Genomic DNA, 16,184 nt, shown 5'->3' with positions numbered 1-16,184 from the left:
TAATTTAAATAAAAGGGGTAATGCTACCACTACCTTCACGTAAAATTTTAGGGGTGCTTTGTGTTAAATCCACCACCGTAGTTGGCTGCTGTCCAAGATAACCGCCGTGAATAATTAAATCTACCCGTTTTTCAAGTAAAGACCGAATTTCTTCGGGATCAGATTGGGTTATATACTCTTCATTAGGTAACATCAAAGAACAGGATAAAATAGGTTCGCCTAAGGTTGATAATAACGCTAATGCAATCCGATTATCTGGTACTCTTAAACCAATCGTTTTACGTTTCGTCATTAAGCGACGTGGTACTTCCTTGGTGGCAGTTAAAATAAACGTATATTTTCCCGGGGTATTATTTTTAATCAAACGATATGCGATATTATCTACATTTGCATAGGTCGATAATTCAGAAAGATCACTACAAACTAAAGTAAAATTATGCTGTTCGGGTAATTGACGAATGGCAATAATCCGCTCCATTGCGATTTTATCTCCCAAACTACACCCTAAGGCATAACCAGAATCGGTTGGATAAACAATCACACCACCACGCTGTAAAATCTCAACCGCCTGATTAATTAAACGAGTTTGAGGGTTATCAGGGTGAATATAGAAAAACTGGCTCATTCTCAGTCCTTATTTTGATCTCTATACAAAATTTAGGTTCACTAACTCATTACTCTTTAATTGCATCTATTATACTGCAAAATAGGATTTTTTATGGCAATTTAATTTTATCGTGATATTAGTTAATTGGAATACTGGTAAACAATACTAAAAAAATCGGTACAATTAAATTAAGCACGAAACCAAAACTAATCGCTAAAGGGACAACCTCAATACCACCACTACGTTGAATGATCGGTAATGTACAATCTAATGCTGCCGCCCCTGAAATACCAACACCAATTGAACGAAAACGATGGATCAACAATGGAATTAAGAGAAAACTAGCCATTTCACGCAGCAGATCATTAAAAAAAGCGATACTACCAAATACAGCTCCCCAAGCATCATTAATTAAAACACTCGAAAGCGAATACCACCCCATTCCTGATGCTAAAGCAAGTCCTTGTACAATCGGCATATCAGTGAATAATGCTGCAATAATCCCCCCAATCAAAGAACTGACAGTAACAAGTAATGCAATAATAATGCCTCTACGATGAAAAAATACCTGACGTAATGTAATCCCATTATTACGTAACTGTATTCCAACTAAAAAAACTAACAATACTAAAACATAAGTACTCAATGCGTGAGGTAAAATTAACCATGTTTTAGTTATCACACCACAAATAAAGCCAATAAAAATCACCAATGGAAATTTTAACGACTCAATAAATAATGCTGCCCTTGATGGTATTTCAACTTTACGTACAACTACTGTATGAGGGAAAGCTCTATCATAAAAAAATAAAACGATCAGATTACATATCAAAATTGCACTAGCAAAGAGACAAGCTGTAAAGCCAATCACAGGTAATTGTTGAAGAAAATCATCAAGTTGACCTAATGAAATTCCTATCAAAAATAAAATAAAAAACATCAAGCTAGTAATACCTTGATTAATTTTTTTCACCCAATCTAATCGGCGTATTTTAATCGTATATCCTAAAAATAATGGTAATAACACGATCATTAAACTTTCCAACATCTTGCCCCCAATCGCTACATCTTATCCTGAGATAAAGTTACCTAACTATTATAGAATTTGCCATTTTAGCTGAAAAAACAAGCTTTTAGCTAGAAGAATACCTTTAAAATGTAAAAAATAACGAAAAAATGTTAGACTATATGGCAATTAACAAAAGGATTACTTATGAACGCAATACCTACCCATCTACCTACATTCAATAACACTCGCTACTTGAATCAAGTACAACGTATTGTGGCTATTGGTGGTGGTCATGGTTTAGGGCGAGTGATGTCTGCCTTAAATTTTATGCAAGAACGTTTAACCGGAATTGTTACCACCACCGATAATGGTGGCTCAACTGGAAGAATTAGAGACCAGCAAGGGGGGATTGCATGGGGAGACTTACGTAATTGTTTAAATCAAATTATCACCCAACCTAGTACAGCATCCGCTTTATTTGAATATCGTTTTACAGGGGAAGGGGAACTTGCTGGGCATAACCTAGGTAACTTAATGCTTAAAGCATTAGAAAATATAAAGATCCGCCCTTTAGAAGCGGTCAATCTGATCCGAGAATTACTCCAAGTTAAGCCATATATTATTCCGATGTCTGAACACCCCGTACATTTAGCCGCTGTTTTATCTTCAGGGAATAAAATTGTCGGTGAGGTGAACATTGATCAACTTTCTACCGCCCCTAAAAATTTAACTTTAATTCCTCAAGTCCCAGCAACTACAGAAGCGGTAAATGCGATCAGGCAAGCCGAAGTGATTTTATTTGGTCCGGGTAGTTTTCTAACAAGTATTATGCCACCGCTATTATTAGATGAAATTAAAATGGCCTTACTCGAAAGCAAGGCAAAAAAAATCTTTATTGATAATTTAGGATTAGAACATAGTCCTGCTGCTTTCCTATCTCTCACTCAACGTATTAATTGGATTCATCGTCAATTAGGCGGTTCTATCATTGATGGTATTGTCACTCAACCTAATACTGTCATTGAAACAAGTTTAAATATCAAAGTCCTTGCAAGAAAACTGAATGCTGATGATATTAATTATCGCCATGATCGCTTACTTTTATCCCAAGCAATCGATCAATTATTACTCTTATTATAACAAGATAATTTTTGACAATAGCAAAAACTAATTATTTAAATTTTCTAGCGTAATCTTCACTATTAATCCATTGATGATCTTTCTCCCAGCTAAAACGCCATTGTCTTACTGGACCTGCCATAACATTTAAATAATAGTTATCATAACCTGCGATAGTGGCAACAGGATGATAACCTCTAGGTACAACTACCACATCACCATCATAAACTGCCATACACTCATCTAAACTACGATCATCAGTATAAACTCGCTGTAAACAAAATCCTTGAGGGGGATTAAAACGATGATAATAGGTCTCCTCTAAATAAGTTTCATGTAAACTATTTTTCTGATCATGTTTATGACTTGGAAAAGAACTGGTATTCCCTTCATCTGTAAATACTTCGACGACTAATAAACTCTCTGCTGGTTCTGTTTCAGGTAAAATATTATGAACTAAACGTTTATTATTCCCATATCCCCGTCTTTCTACTCCAACTTCAGCAGGAGTAATTACTCTGACGGGAAAATTCCCTTGACTTGGTGCCAAGCAAATTGCTAATTCCAATGGGCTTTCTGCCCGAATATCAACCATTTTGTTACAAGACACATACAAGGAATAAGGTGGAATACGCTCAAATGGTGTTTGACGATTTCCTAAACCTGCATAGGACACGCCATCAACAGTAAAACTTGCATAACCAGAAACTAACACTAAACAAGCTTCATTGGTTGTGGTATCAAAAATAAATTGCTCACCTTTTTCTAAAGCGAGAAGTTGAAAACCAACATATTCCCAACCAACATTTTTAGCCATCACTTGTTGCCGAAAACCACTCTTTGTTTTAGTCGATTTTAGTAATAACTTACTCATTATAAGCTCCTCATAATCAATCTCAGAAAGACTTATTTTGGAGTTAAGTATAAGCAACTCTCTCTCTTCAGAATAGAAAATCTTTCTCAAATTTCTACCTAGATCACAAAAATGAAATAAAAATTTCATTTAACTATTTTATATTTGAAAAAAAAATTTCATCGTTTTATTGTATTGAACGGTATAACTTATAAAGAACCTAAAATAGGATCTCTCCCTTCCCACTTACATTATCTTAGTGAGGCTACTATGCAACAAACTATTTCTAATTTTATTAATGGTTCTCTGATTGAAAGTCAAAGTAATAGAATCAGTCCAGTTTTTAATCCTGCTACTGGAGAACAAATCAGACAAGTTAAACTCAGTACAATCAATGAAGTTGAAAGTGCGATTAATGCCGCCGAAACCGCTTTTCTTGCTTGGTCTCAAACGCCCCCTCTCCGCCGAGCTAGAATCTTATTTAAATTTAAAGAATTATTAGAAAAACACTTTGATCAACTTGCTCGTTTAATCACAGAAGAACACGGTAAAACCTATTCCGATTCAATCGGTGAATTAACCAGAGGTTTAGAAGTGGTAGAGTTTGCAACGGGTATCCCACACCTATTAAAAGGTGAATATTCAGCAAATGTTGGGCGAGGTATTGATAGTTATTCATTGATGCAACCACTAGGGGTTGTTGCTGGTATCACTCCTTTTAATTTTCCAGCAATGGTACCGATGTGGATGTTCCCTATTGCCCTCGCTTGTGGTAATACTTTCGTACTTAAACCATCAGAAAAAGATCCGTCCCTCTCTCTCCGCCTTGCTCAACTTCTAACTGAAGCGGGTCTTCCTAAAGGGGTCTTTAATGTTATTCAAGGTGATAAAGAAGCCGTTGATGTATTACTAAAAGATCCTCGTGTTCAAGCAATCAGCTTTGTAGGCTCAACCCCTATTGCACAATATATCTATCAAGTTGGTTCGGCATATGGAAAACGTGTTCAAGCGTTAGGTGGTGCAAAAAATCACGCTCTAATTATGCCTGATGCAGATATTGAAACAACTGCAAATGCACTATTAGGTGCTGCTTTTGGTGCAGCGGGTGAACGCTGTATGGCATTATCGGTTGCTGTTACAACAGATGATCTAGTGGCTGATAAAATCATTCAAACGCTGATTCCAAAAATACAAGCGTTAAAAATTGGTGCTGGTACTGTATCTAAAGATCAAACTGAAAATGATATGGGACCACTTATTTCAAAAGACCATTTAGCTAGGGTAACTGACTATATCAATTCAGGTGTTGCCGAAGGGGCAAAACTTGTTGTTGACGGACGAAACTATCAAGTAGATGGCTACCCAAATGGGTATTTTATTGGTGGCACCCTTTTTGATCACGTTACCCCTGAAATGAAAATTTATCAAGATGAAATCTTTGGCCCTGTCTTATGCGTTGTTAGAACTAAAAGTTATCAGCAAGCTGTAAACTTAATTAACGCTCATCAATATGGTAATGGTAGTGCAATTTTTACTAGTGATGGTGATGCCGCACGACAATACAGTCACGATATTAAAGCTGGTATGGTGGGAATTAACGTACCTATTCCTGTTCCAATGGCATTCCACTGTTTTGGTGGTTGGAAAGCATCAATTTTTGGATCATTGAACATTTATGGCCCAGATGGTGTGCGTTTCTACACTAAAATGAAAACCATTACTTCTCGTTGGACAAATCATAATTTACGTGAAAGTGCGGCTTTTAGTATGCCAACGCTTTAATTTCCTAATCAGCTAGAACATCTCATTGTTCTAGCTTTTTATCATTAAAAACACTAGGACTAATTATGCAAACACTAAAAGTTGGATTAATTGGCACAGGATATATCGGTCGATGCCATGCCATTGCTTATGCTCAAGCCCCAACAGTCTTTAATTTACAAAATAAAATTGAATTGGACTTCCTTGCCGAAATTACACCTGAATTAGCTGCTCAACGAGCTAAAGAGTTTGGTTTTAAACGCTCTACCGGAGATTGGCGTGAAATCGTATCCGATCCTGATATCAATGTGATAGATATCTGTACACCAAATTTCTTACATAAAGACATTGCGATTGCCGCAATTAAACAAGGCAAACACGTCTATTCGGAAAAACCTTTAGCCTTAACGGCAAAAGATACAAAAATAATGGCTCAATTAGCTCAACAATATGGGGTAAAAACCCTTGTTGGGTTTAATTATAGTAAAAATCCGACCACTCAATTAGCTCGTCAGATTATCCAAAATGGTGAAATAGGAGAGATTATCCATTTTTATGGCACACACAATGAAGACTATTTAGCTAACCCTAATACCCCCATTGACTGGCATTGTCTAACAGCCACAGCAGGGCTAGGAACACTCGGTGATCTCGGAGCGCATATTATTAATATGGCACAATATCTTGTTGGTGAAGATATCATTAGTGTAAGTGGTGATATGCAAACGCTAATTACCCAACGCCCAGATCCAACCAATTTAACGCATTTAATTCCCGTCGAAAATGAAGATCAAGCTTCTGCACTACTCCGTTTTAAAAATGGCGCAATGGGAACAATTGAAACTTCTCGGATTGCTTGTGGTCGCAAAATGGGACTCACCTATGTCATTACAGGAACAAAAGGGGCGATTAGTTTTACGCAAGAGAGAATGGCTGAATTAAAACTCTATTTGCACGATCAAAATCCTTCTCGACAAGGGTTTAAAACTATTCTAACTGGACCAACTCACCCTGATTATCAAGCTTTTTGTATCAGTGCTGGGCATGGCATTGGTTTCAACGATCAAAAAACGGTAGAAATTCGAGATCTAGTCTGTGGTATTCTTGATAATCAACCGTTATACCCTGATTTTCTTGAAGGTTATAAAGTGTCACTGATCTTAGAAGCGATTGCCGAATCAGCTAAACAAAGATGTTGGATTGATATAAAACAATTTGAAGAAAAATTTATTTCTTAATATAAACCGATTACAAAATTAAATTTTTCACATTAAATACAACTAATTATGGCATCAAAACGAGTAAATTATTTTTGCTCGTTTTTTTACTTTTCTCTGTAAAACTAATCATTTTATGCGATCTGGTTAACAAAAATGAAATAAATATTGCAATCTAAATTGACAGTAACACAAATCTTGTTATTCTTTTCATATAATATGAAATAAATATTTTATAAATATAAATTAATGATTATTTTATTCTATAAAATAATTCATATTATACAATTTCTAATTAATGACACATCAAAATGCAGTATCTGCTGATGTAAATTCTAATCATCAACTTATTCAGCATCATAGGTGGAATATATGAAAAAAATTAACAAGTTTGCACTTTCACTATTAACTTTAGGTTTAGCTTGCAATGTCTATGCTAAAAATGAACTCGTTATTTTTAGTCTACCTAACCTTTCCAGCCCTTTTGAAGTACAACTCTCTAAATCGGCACAAAGTGCAGCAAAAGATCTTAACATTAATTTACAAGTATTAGATGGTCAAACTAACTCCACTAAACAAGTTTCAGATCTAGAAAATTCAATTATCCGAGGAGCAAAAGGAATGATTGTCGCTCCAAACGATGTTAATGCTATTGCTAGTGCCGTTGAAGATGTTATTGCTGAGAAAATCCCTGTAGTAACCATAGATCGTAAAGTCCAAGTAAGCCAACCTGTACCACATTTTGGTGCAAATAATTATAAAGGGGGCGAGGAAATCGCTAATGCAGTGAAAGCGAAATTCCCACAAGGAGCTAAAATTATTTTGTTGACGGGACAACCTGGCTCAAGTTCGAATATTGAACGTACTCGTGGCATTAGAGATGGTTTTAAAGCAGGTGGTAGCCAATATGAGATTATCATTGACCAAACCGGGAATTGGCTTCGCTCCGAAGGTTTACGCATTATTGAAAGTACTCTACCTACTTTAAAAGTTAAACCTGAAGTTATAGTTGCTGCAAATGATGATATGGCTTTAGGGGCAATCGAAGCACTTACCTCTTTAGGTTATAAACCTGGGCAAATTATAGTCACAGGTTTTGATGCTTCGCCTGAATCATTAGCACGAATCAAAGACGGCTGGCTATACGCAACAGCTGATCAACGCCCGGGTTATGCGGTTAGAACAGCATTAGAACAAGTTACTGCCAAAATTCGTAATGGTATAAAAATTACAGGATTAGATTTTGCTCCTATTGTTATTACTAAAAGTAATCTATCTCAAGCCGAACGTATCAGCGAAGTTCAGTAATAATAAATAAAGGTCTTTATCTCCAATGAGATAAAGACCAATCTTGTGAGGTCAGTATGTCTAATCCCTTATTATTAGTTAAAAATTTAACGAAAAGTTTCTCAGGCGTAATGGCACTAAAAGGTGTACATCTTGAAATAAACCAAGGTGAAGTTCATGCACTTTTAGGTGAAAATGGGGCAGGAAAATCAACCTTATTAAAAGCATTATCTGGTGCACAACCTCAAACAAGTGGTCAAATTATCTTCCAAGGAAAAGAGCTTTCAACAAATGATTCTCCTTATCAACGACAACTACAAGGTATTGTGACTATTTACCAAGAATTTAATCTCCTACCTAATATGACTGTTGCTGAGAATTTTTTCTTAGGCAGAGAACCTGTTAAACACGGTTTTGTTGATAAAAAAGTATTAGAACAAGAAGCCCAATTAGTTTTAAACAATCTCAAACTCAATATTTCTCCCAATACTCAAGTTTCACGGTTAAGTGTTGCACAACAACAAATGGTTGAAATTGCTCGAGCATTAACGCTCAATGCTAAATTAATCATTATGGATGAACCCTCTGCTGCACTAAGTGATAAAGAAGTAGAAACATTGCATCAAATTGTACGAGATTTAAAACAGAGAGGCGTAAGTGTTATTTATGTTACTCACCGCTTAAATGAAGTTTTTGCACTTTGTGACCGTTTTACGGTATTCCAAGATGGAACATTTGCTGGAAAAGGTCTAGTAGCAGAAACAACAGTAGATCAAATTATTAGAATGATGGTGGGAAGAAATGTTGCTTTTACACGCCGTCCTGCCACAGAGACTCACCACGAAAATGCACCTGTTGTCCTCTCTGTTCGCAATTTATGTAAAGACAAACCCGAATTAGATCCGCATGGCATTGCCCTTTATGATATTAATTTTGATCTTCATCAAGGTGAAGTTCTTGGAATTGCAGGTTTAGTCGGTGCAGGAAGAACAGAAATCGCACGTTGCTTATTTGGAGCAGATCCTTATCAAAAAGGTGAGATCATACTCAATGGTCAAAGATACCATGCTAAATCACCACTTGATGCACTAGACCAAGGCATTGCTTTAGTACCTGAAGATCGCAAAAAAGAAGGATTAGTCTTAGGCTTGCCAATCCGTACTAATATGACGCTCTCTAATCTGAAAAATTTACTGAGCTTGCGTTGGTTCGTCAATGAAAATCGAGAAACGGACTTAATTGAAGCCTATCGTGATGCGTTAAAAATAAAAATGGCAAGCACTACTTTAGAAGCACGAAAATTATCGGGTGGTAATCAACAAAAAATTATTCTTGCCCGATGTATGTCACTGAATCCCAAAGTACTTATTGTTGATGAACCTACTCGTGGCATTGATGTAGGGGCAAAGTCTGAAGTACATCAAGTTCTTTTTGATATGGCAAAAAAAGGGGTTGCTATTTTGGTTATCTCATCTGATCTACCTGAGATTATGGCAATTTCTGACCGCATTATCACCCTTTCTGAAGGACGAATTACTGGAGAAATACACGGTGATGATGCTACTGAAGAAAAATTAATGTCGATGATGGCTATAGGCGTCAATCGCCATGAATTAAGCTCAATATAAGGAATCGTTTATGTTTGAGAATATGTTAAAAAATCTTAGTATTATTGATGAAAATGGAAAAAAAGATCTGGTTGCTTTTTTTGAACGTTTTGGGGTTTTGATCTTCCTTTTTTTATTAATTATCTTTTTTCAGCTACAAAATAGTGCTTTCTTATCTGAACGAAATATCTTCAATATCTTAACTGAAGTTTCTATCTTCGGGATTATGGCTGTTGGTATGACCTTTGTTATTCTTACCGCTGGGATAGATCTCTCCGTCGGCTCAATTTTAGCCGTTTGTGCAATTTTTGCCGCCCACATTATTAAAGGAAGCAATACCGTTACGGTTGAAGTTGGTGCTTGGCATGGATATAGCTGGTTAATTGGTATTGTGGTTTGCTTAGCTATGGGGACTGCGATTGGTTGGCTAAATGGCTTAGGTATCACAAAATTAAAACTACCTCCGTTTATTATTACACTTGGTGGTATGACTATTTGGCGAGGTTTAACACTTGTAATTAATGATGGTGCACCAATAGCTGGCTTTGATTCAGGTTATCGTTGGTGGGGACGTGGCGATCTATTCAGTATTCCTGTACCCGTTATTATCTTTGCAATAGTCGCAATTCTTGGCTACATAGCACTACATAAAACTCGTTGGGGACGTTATGTCTATGCAGTCGGTGGTAATCCAGAAGCGGCTCGTTTAGCGGGTGTAAATATTAACCGCACCTTAATCAGTGTTTATGTTGTGATGGGGGCATTAGCAGGATTAGCGGGGTTTATTTTAAGTGCTAGATTAGGTAGTGCTGAATCCGTTGCTGGTGTTGGATTTGAACTCCGTGTTATCGCTTCCGTTGTTATTGGTGGAACATCATTAATGGGGGGATATGGACGAGTCACTGGTACAATTTTCGGTGCTATTATTATGGGTGTTTTAATTAATGGCTTAGTATTAATGGACGTTTCTGCATACTATCAACAAATTATTATCGGTTTAGTGATTATTCTCGCAGTATCTTTCGACACCTATGCCAAAAATCGCCGTGGAGCCATTTAAAGCTAAATTAAATTGAAATTGAATAAAAATGCAGAAGTTAACTTCTGCATTTATTTTATGTAATAAGTTGTAAATATAGATCATAACCAATTATTTAAGCGTAAATAATCAACAAATCGGTTGTATTATTTTGTTCATTATCAATTTATAGAGTACAACACCAAAATTTATAACAATTAAGAAATAGGAATATTGTGAAACATATAAAATTAAGTTCATTACATTTTTTGTGCTTGATACACTGAAGTTAAGCTATGTGATACATATTTGAGATCAACTTGATTAGTTGGGTTGTTTCAATTGTATTCCTCTAATAATCCCCAAATTTTTGCTTGTTTCCTACTTGCATTTTATGCAGCAAAAATACTCGGCATATCTAAATCTGCTCTTAGTTCAAATACAGTATAAGTGAGCTTAAACTGAACTAATATACAACACTAACACATCATTTTCTAAATAGTCTGTGCCACCATATCGAATAGAACCTTGTAAATACCTGCTATCATTCCTTATTCATGATACCGTGTGCATACATTCTAGATAAAACTTCATTTTCCTCACTAACTGTAGTTCAAAAAAGGGAAACGTAGATATATATACATTATGAGTATTATGAGAAAGGCTAAGTCTTTAATTTCTTGTTTATTCATCATAATAATCCGCCCATGGAATAGGCAGATTTTAGGCTACCCTAGAATATTTTTTATTGTACTCAACGCTAAAGTTCTTTATCCATATGCATAGTTTTATGATTTTCATGAGCCAACTATGTTGACCTATAATAAAAAAAGAGTTGGAAACCAACTCTTTTTTTATTATTGAAGTTAAAAGAAACTAGCAACGAGTGACAGTTTCTCTAACGTGTTTTGCAGTAACTTTCATTGGTTTATTTTGAGTTGCATTATTGTTCATAAATATCCTCACTTAGAAAGTAATGAATATAGACCTTTTATAATTAAAAGGAATTTTTGCTTACACTATTAAGCTAGTTTCTTGTCAATAGGTTTGGAGCTATTAAAATGGGGAAAAATTATAAATTAAAGACAGATGCTTTGCTTTACTATGATGAGTTTAGTACCAAAATTCTTTTAGGTACTAAATGTGTTGAGATTTTTGATGATACTCAAACATATTTTTCTCTCCTTAAAAAAAGAGAATGGAGTTTAAGCGACTTACCCAATGACCTAGTAGAAGTTTTAATTGAATATAATTTAATTATAAAAAACTATACTCATTATTATGAAAATTCTGAAATTCTGAATTAGACAGAAATATTTACCTCATTGAAAGTTTAATGGACTCTAGAGACCCTAGATCTCCAATTGATATTCAAAATACTATCTCGAATAGTAGAATTCTATTATTAGGGATTGGAGGTATTGGATGCGTTGTTTTGGATAACTTACTGAGACTAGGTATAAAAGATATAAAAATAAGTAATGGTGATCTTCCTATAATAGATATTTTAAAATATTCTTTTAAAAAATCTATATACTTTCTGAATATCTCTGGATTATCAGAACCATACTTATATTTAACTCCATATAATAACCTTTCTTCTGGCCAAAAGTTCAGATTCTTAATTGCCTTAATTCTTTCCAATGGAATAAAAAATGTTTATTGTGATGAGTTTTGCAGTGATTTGGATAGAGATACAGCCTATTTTATTAGTTACAATTTAAGACGGTTTTCTAATAAATTTAAATTTATATTAATATCAAATAATGAGAATATAAAGGAATATCTTTTCCCTGATTGCCACTTATCATTTGATTTATATTCAAACATTAATCTAAAACTAATCCCTATCTCACAAAGTAATCCATTTAAAAAAGATATAATAATAGAAGAATCTACATATCATGAATATAAATTATTAGAAAAATATCATTATTTCCCTTCAACAGAAGAACATATAAATAATAGTTATAATGCAGATTACTATAAATTAGTATATAAAGGAAATATTGTTGGCGTTTTAGTTTTTAGATAACCCTATTCTAATGATGAAGAAAATAATAGCTTGCTAAATATAAACAATAAAATAAAAGTGCTATATAGAATAATCTTCCATCCCATTATAAGAGGATGCGGTATGTTAAGAGTATTTTTAGAACATATTTACCAAATATACCCTAATAAAATATTATATGTCGAATCTGCATTAGCTAAATTCATACCTATTTTTGAATCCATAGGATGGGTCTGCTTAGATGAGTCAAAATTCCAATATACTAGAGGGCTTAATTTAGAGAGTAGAAATATTGACTATTTACTACATAGTTTATCTAATATGATTTACAATAAATACATTGATTTTTGTATGATAGGAAATATTAATCCAACGATAGATATAAATGATATATTTACCTCATTAAAAAATGAATTTACTGAAGATGATATTGATTTTATTATAGAATGTTTAGAATTATTTGAGATGAAAAGGTTTGTTTATGAAATTAAATAATATATCAAAGGTACTTATTTTTGGTTTTTTTAGTAGCCTGTTTTTTGAAAGAAGCTTATGGATGATATATTTGCAAGGTAAAGGATTTTCCATGTATGAAATATCCTTTTTTTCAGATTGGATTAAATATAGCAATGTTTATATTTGAAATTCCATCTGGAATCGTTTCTGATAAGTTTGGACGAAAAATATCAATGTTTTTAGGATTAGTATGTACTATAATCTATCTTATAGGAATGCTTGTTGCCGAAAATAATATCTCTGTATTTATTTTCTTCATTATTTATGGATTTGGTATTGCATTACTATCAGGAACAGAACAATCATTAATTTATGATGAACTTTTATTTAAGAAAAGAAAAAAGTTATATCATAAGATTATAGGGAGATATAACTTCATTTCTATATCTGCTTTGGCAATAAGCTCTTTCTTAGGAGGAGTAATCGCAGAGAATAATGCGTGGGATATAGTATTTTATTTAGGAATTATTAGTCAATTTATTGCAATAATTGTTCTATTTTCTGTAGTAGACTTTTATAAGAGAAATTTTATTCATGACAGAGAAAATATTCCTACATTTAAAATGTTGCGCAATATATCATTAAACATATATATATTGATCATTTCTCTTGCCATATTTCAAGGAGTATTTTCTTCTATTACCTTATATTATCAAACGGTTCTTAAAGATAATAATTTCTCTTTATTGTTTATTTCCGGGATATACTCTATTTCTTTTTTATTTAGTGCTTTTTCATCGGTATTTTCAGGATGGATTGCTAATTTAATTGGAGAAAAAAGGTCAATAATACTATTTTCCTTACTATTGTTATGTTTTCTAAGTATTTCTCTTATGTTTGGCGGTATATGGGTGGCCTTAACTTTCATTATAATTTTGATTAGTTATGAGATTATAGATACATCTCTCGGAGTATTATTAAATCACTCTCTTTCACCAAATGATAGAGGAACTATTTTATCTACAGTAAACTCACTATGCTCTTTGATAATGATTTTCTCATTTTGGTTAATTGGCGTGTTATCTAACTATTTGGATTTTAGCAAAATAATTTTTATATCTGGAATCTTTTGTATGCTAATTTTTATCACAATATTTCATATCTACAGTAAAAAGTATAATAAATAAAAGGTTACTAATAATTGTATTCATTATTATTCTTAAAGTTTTTGAGATAAACAGTACAAATACTGTTTATCTACTTAATTTTTATTTTGGCTACAAATAGTGCTTTCTTATCTGAACGAAATAACTTCAATATCTTAACTGAAGTCTCTATTTTCAGGATTATGGCTATTGGTATGGCCTTTGTTATTCTTACCGATGAGTCTATATTACACTTGGTGGTATGACTATTTGGCGTGGTTTAACACTTGTGATTAATGATGGTACACCAATAGCTGGCTTTGATTTAGGCTATCATTTGTGGGGACGTGGCTATCTACTTGCTACTTGGTATTCCTATACCCGTTATTATCTTTGCAATAGTCGCAATTCTTGGCTATAGCACTGCCATAAAACTCGTTTGGGACATTATATCTATGCCATCGTTGGTAATAATCCAGAAGCGGCTCGTTTAGCGGGTTTAAATTGAATAAAAAAATGCAGAAGTCAACTTCTGCATTTATTTTATGTAATAAGTTGTAAATATAGATCATAACCAATCATTTAAGCGTAAATAACCCACAATTTAATTTTATTATTTTGTTCATTATCAAATTATAGGGTACAATGCCAAAATTTATGACAATTAAGAAATAGGAATATTGTGAAACATATAAAATTAGCCAGGGAAAGATTGAAGCAGTTAAAACATCAAGCGAGGATTAAATCGGTAACATTACTTTTTTTACTAACCTTAGTAATATTTGCTGTTTTATATCCTTTTATTCAACATCATCAATCAAATACTGTTTCAAATAATCAAGGTACTCCAATTAGTCAATCTTATAATGATGGTATTGCTTCATCAGATAATAATGATCCTAACCCTACCTCTTATGATGAGGATATAGATACAGACTTTCATGATGATGAAGCTAATCTCCCTGAAGATGCGAAAGATGCTATTAATGACTTATTAAATGCCGCAGAACAAGCCATTCGAATTAAAAATCAATTCAATGCTACCGTCTCCAAAGGAGATACTTTAGCCGATATTCTATCTTCTTCAGGTTTAGAAGCTGATACTGTTCATGAATTATTGCAAGTGGATAAATCTTTATCTAATTTACAACCAGGTCAACAATTTTACTGGACCATAGATAAAAATGGAAATTTGCAATATTTAGATTGGCAAATTTCACAAAAAGAAGAATATATTTTTCAACGCCAAGCAGATGGAAAATTTACCAAAGAGATGATAAGTAAAAAAGGTATTTGGAAAGAAGAAATCTTAACAGGTGAAATTAACTCTTCTCTTTATGTTGCATTAAAAAATCTTGGACTTACTGCTCGACAAATAAAACAATTAAGTTCAGCATTACAATGGCAAGTTGAAATTACACGCCTAAAAAAAGGTGATCGTTTTTCGTTACTTATCTCTCGTGAATATATTGATGGTAAACTGACAGGACAAGGTAATGTTTTAGCTATTCATATTATTACAGGTAAGAAAAGTTATTATGCAATTCAGGCAAACAATGGTTCTTACTATAACTTACATGGTGAAACGATTGGTACTGGTTTTGCTCGCTATCCTACTTTACGTCCATATCGTATTTCATCACCATTTAATCCAAAACGTAAGCACCCTATTACTGGTCGCATTAGCCCACATAAAGGCGTAGATTTTGCCATGCCAATTGGCACTCCAATTATTGCACCAAGTGATGGCACTGTTTCTCGCATTTCGTATCAAAAAGCAGGGGCTGGGCATTATGTAGTATTGCGACATGGTCGAGAATATGAAACGATCTATATGCACTTAAGCAAACCTTTAGTTAAAATCGGACAAAAAGTAAAAAAAGGTCAGCGAATTGCCCTTTCAGGGAATACAGGTCGCTCAACAGGACCACATCTACATTATGAATTGAGAATTAATGGGGTGTCGGTCAATCCAATGACAGTCAAACTACCTAGCACTAACAACACGTTAAACAGTAAAGAACGTAAAGATTTCTTGCAACGTGCGAAAGAATTACAAACGAAATTACAAATTATCTAATCTTTTACTAT

The 16,184-nt window shown here is 33.8% G+C and carries 15 protein-coding genes; 12 read left to right on the top strand and 3 right to left on the bottom strand.

Annotated elements, in window-relative coordinates; translation table 11 throughout:
• Window positions 1–4 precede the first annotated feature (4 nt).
• Both CEP47_RS02965 and CEP47_RS02960 read right to left on the bottom strand, forming a co-directional pair.
• A complete protein-coding gene (locus tag CEP47_RS02965; protein ID WP_261919481.1) occupies window positions 5–625 on the bottom strand; it encodes an L-threonylcarbamoyladenylate synthase in 621 nt (206 codons plus the stop codon).
• Window positions 626–743: 118 nt separating this feature from the next.
• Window positions 744–1,655: a lysine exporter LysO family protein gene (locus CEP47_RS02960; RefSeq protein WP_261919482.1), complete on the bottom strand. Its 912-nt coding sequence runs from the start codon at window positions 1,653–1,655 to the stop codon at window positions 744–746.
• A 165-nt stretch (window positions 1,656–1,820) separates the two neighbouring features.
• On the opposite strand from CEP47_RS02960, the gene CEP47_RS02955 reads away from it, so the two are divergent.
• Complete coding sequence (locus tag CEP47_RS02955; RefSeq protein WP_261919483.1) at window positions 1,821–2,756, top strand: gluconeogenesis factor YvcK family protein; 936 nt, start codon at window positions 1,821–1,823, stop codon at window positions 2,754–2,756.
• 31 nt (window positions 2,757–2,787) lie between these two features.
• On the opposite strand, the gene iolB is transcribed toward CEP47_RS02955, so the two are convergent.
• On the bottom strand, window positions 2,788–3,609 hold the full coding sequence (gene iolB, locus CEP47_RS02950; RefSeq protein ID WP_261919484.1) for a 5-deoxy-glucuronate isomerase: 822 nt from the start codon (window positions 3,607–3,609) through the stop codon (window positions 2,788–2,790).
• Window positions 3,610–3,858: 249 nt separating this feature from the next.
• On the opposite strand from iolB, the gene CEP47_RS02945 reads away from it, so the two are divergent.
• The 11 genes from CEP47_RS02945 (at window position 3,859) to mepM (ending at window position 16,173) form a co-directional block, all read left to right on the top strand.
• Window positions 3,859–5,370, top strand: coding sequence for a CoA-acylating methylmalonate-semialdehyde dehydrogenase (locus tag CEP47_RS02945; protein WP_261919485.1), 1,512 nt, complete (start codon window positions 3,859–3,861; stop codon window positions 5,368–5,370).
• 65 nt (window positions 5,371–5,435) lie between these two features.
• Complete coding sequence (locus CEP47_RS02940; protein WP_261919486.1) at window positions 5,436–6,587, top strand: Gfo/Idh/MocA family protein; 1,152 nt, start codon at window positions 5,436–5,438, stop codon at window positions 6,585–6,587.
• A 351-nt stretch (window positions 6,588–6,938) separates the two neighbouring features.
• Window positions 6,939–7,874: a substrate-binding domain-containing protein gene (locus CEP47_RS02935; RefSeq protein WP_261919487.1), complete on the top strand. Its 936-nt coding sequence runs from the start codon at window positions 6,939–6,941 to the stop codon at window positions 7,872–7,874.
• A gap of 56 nt (window positions 7,875–7,930) precedes the next feature.
• Window positions 7,931–9,481, top strand: coding sequence for a sugar ABC transporter ATP-binding protein (locus CEP47_RS02930; protein ID WP_261919488.1), 1,551 nt, complete (start codon window positions 7,931–7,933; stop codon window positions 9,479–9,481).
• 10 nt (window positions 9,482–9,491) lie between these two features.
• Window positions 9,492–10,520 (top strand): ABC transporter permease, encoded by a 1,029-nt coding sequence (locus tag CEP47_RS02925; protein ID WP_261919489.1) that lies wholly within the window; start codon window positions 9,492–9,494, stop codon window positions 10,518–10,520.
• 1,019 nt (window positions 10,521–11,539) lie between these two features.
• Complete coding sequence (locus CEP47_RS02920) at window positions 11,540–11,785, top strand: hypothetical protein (RefSeq protein WP_261919490.1); 246 nt, start codon at window positions 11,540–11,542, stop codon at window positions 11,783–11,785.
• A gap of 29 nt (window positions 11,786–11,814) precedes the next feature.
• Window positions 11,815–12,513 carry a ThiF family adenylyltransferase gene (locus tag CEP47_RS02915; protein WP_261919491.1) on the top strand — a complete coding sequence of 233 codons (699 nt, stop codon included), beginning with the start codon at window positions 11,815–11,817 and terminating at the stop codon, window positions 12,511–12,513.
• A gap of 102 nt (window positions 12,514–12,615) precedes the next feature.
• Window positions 12,616–12,987 (top strand): hypothetical protein, encoded by a 372-nt coding sequence (locus CEP47_RS02910; protein WP_261919492.1) that lies wholly within the window; start codon window positions 12,616–12,618, stop codon window positions 12,985–12,987.
• A 95-nt stretch (window positions 12,988–13,082) separates the two neighbouring features.
• Window positions 13,083–14,135: an MFS transporter gene (locus CEP47_RS02905; RefSeq protein WP_261919493.1), complete on the top strand. Its 1,053-nt coding sequence runs from the start codon at window positions 13,083–13,085 to the stop codon at window positions 14,133–14,135.
• Window positions 14,136–14,355: 220 nt separating this feature from the next.
• Window positions 14,356–14,514 carry a hypothetical protein gene (locus tag CEP47_RS02900; protein ID WP_261919494.1) on the top strand — a complete coding sequence of 53 codons (159 nt, stop codon included), beginning with the start codon at window positions 14,356–14,358 and terminating at the stop codon, window positions 14,512–14,514.
• A 261-nt stretch (window positions 14,515–14,775) separates the two neighbouring features.
• On the top strand, window positions 14,776–16,173 hold the full coding sequence (gene mepM, locus CEP47_RS02895; protein ID WP_261919495.1) for a murein DD-endopeptidase MepM: 1,398 nt from the start codon (window positions 14,776–14,778) through the stop codon (window positions 16,171–16,173).
• The last annotated feature ends 11 nt before the right edge of the window (window positions 16,174–16,184 follow it).

This window comes from Mergibacter septicus, from assembly GCF_003265225.1.
Lineage (GTDB): Bacteria > Pseudomonadota > Gammaproteobacteria > Enterobacterales > Pasteurellaceae > Mergibacter > Mergibacter septicus.
This window is presented reverse-complemented; position numbering and strand designations above follow the sequence as displayed.

Excerpts from the sequence above, each read along its gene's own strand:
- CEP47_RS02965 (WP_261919481.1), bottom strand. The coding sequence starts at position 625 with ATGAGCCAGTTTTTCTATATTCACCCTGATAACCCTCAAACTCGTTTA.
- CEP47_RS02960 (WP_261919482.1), bottom strand. The coding sequence starts at position 1,655 with ATGTTGGAAAGTTTAATGATCGTGTTATTACCATTATTTTTAGGATAT.
- CEP47_RS02955 (WP_261919483.1), top strand. The coding sequence starts at position 1,821 with ATGAACGCAATACCTACCCATCTACCTACATTCAATAACACTCGCTAC.
- iolB (WP_261919484.1), bottom strand. The coding sequence starts at position 3,609 with ATGAGTAAGTTATTACTAAAATCGACTAAAACAAAGAGTGGTTTTCGG.
- CEP47_RS02945 (WP_261919485.1), top strand. The coding sequence starts at position 3,859 with ATGCAACAAACTATTTCTAATTTTATTAATGGTTCTCTGATTGAAAGT.
- CEP47_RS02940 (WP_261919486.1), top strand. The coding sequence starts at position 5,436 with ATGCAAACACTAAAAGTTGGATTAATTGGCACAGGATATATCGGTCGA.
- CEP47_RS02935 (WP_261919487.1), top strand. The coding sequence starts at position 6,939 with ATGAAAAAAATTAACAAGTTTGCACTTTCACTATTAACTTTAGGTTTA.
- CEP47_RS02930 (WP_261919488.1), top strand. The coding sequence starts at position 7,931 with ATGTCTAATCCCTTATTATTAGTTAAAAATTTAACGAAAAGTTTCTCA.
- CEP47_RS02925 (WP_261919489.1), top strand. The coding sequence starts at position 9,492 with ATGTTTGAGAATATGTTAAAAAATCTTAGTATTATTGATGAAAATGGA.
- CEP47_RS02920 (WP_261919490.1), top strand. The coding sequence starts at position 11,540 with ATGGGGAAAAATTATAAATTAAAGACAGATGCTTTGCTTTACTATGAT.
- CEP47_RS02915 (WP_261919491.1), top strand. The coding sequence starts at position 11,815 with ATGGACTCTAGAGACCCTAGATCTCCAATTGATATTCAAAATACTATC.
- CEP47_RS02910 (WP_261919492.1), top strand. The coding sequence starts at position 12,616 with ATGTTAAGAGTATTTTTAGAACATATTTACCAAATATACCCTAATAAA.
- CEP47_RS02905 (WP_261919493.1), top strand. The coding sequence starts at position 13,083 with ATGAAATATCCTTTTTTTCAGATTGGATTAAATATAGCAATGTTTATA.
- CEP47_RS02900 (WP_261919494.1), top strand. The coding sequence starts at position 14,356 with ATGACTATTTGGCGTGGTTTAACACTTGTGATTAATGATGGTACACCA.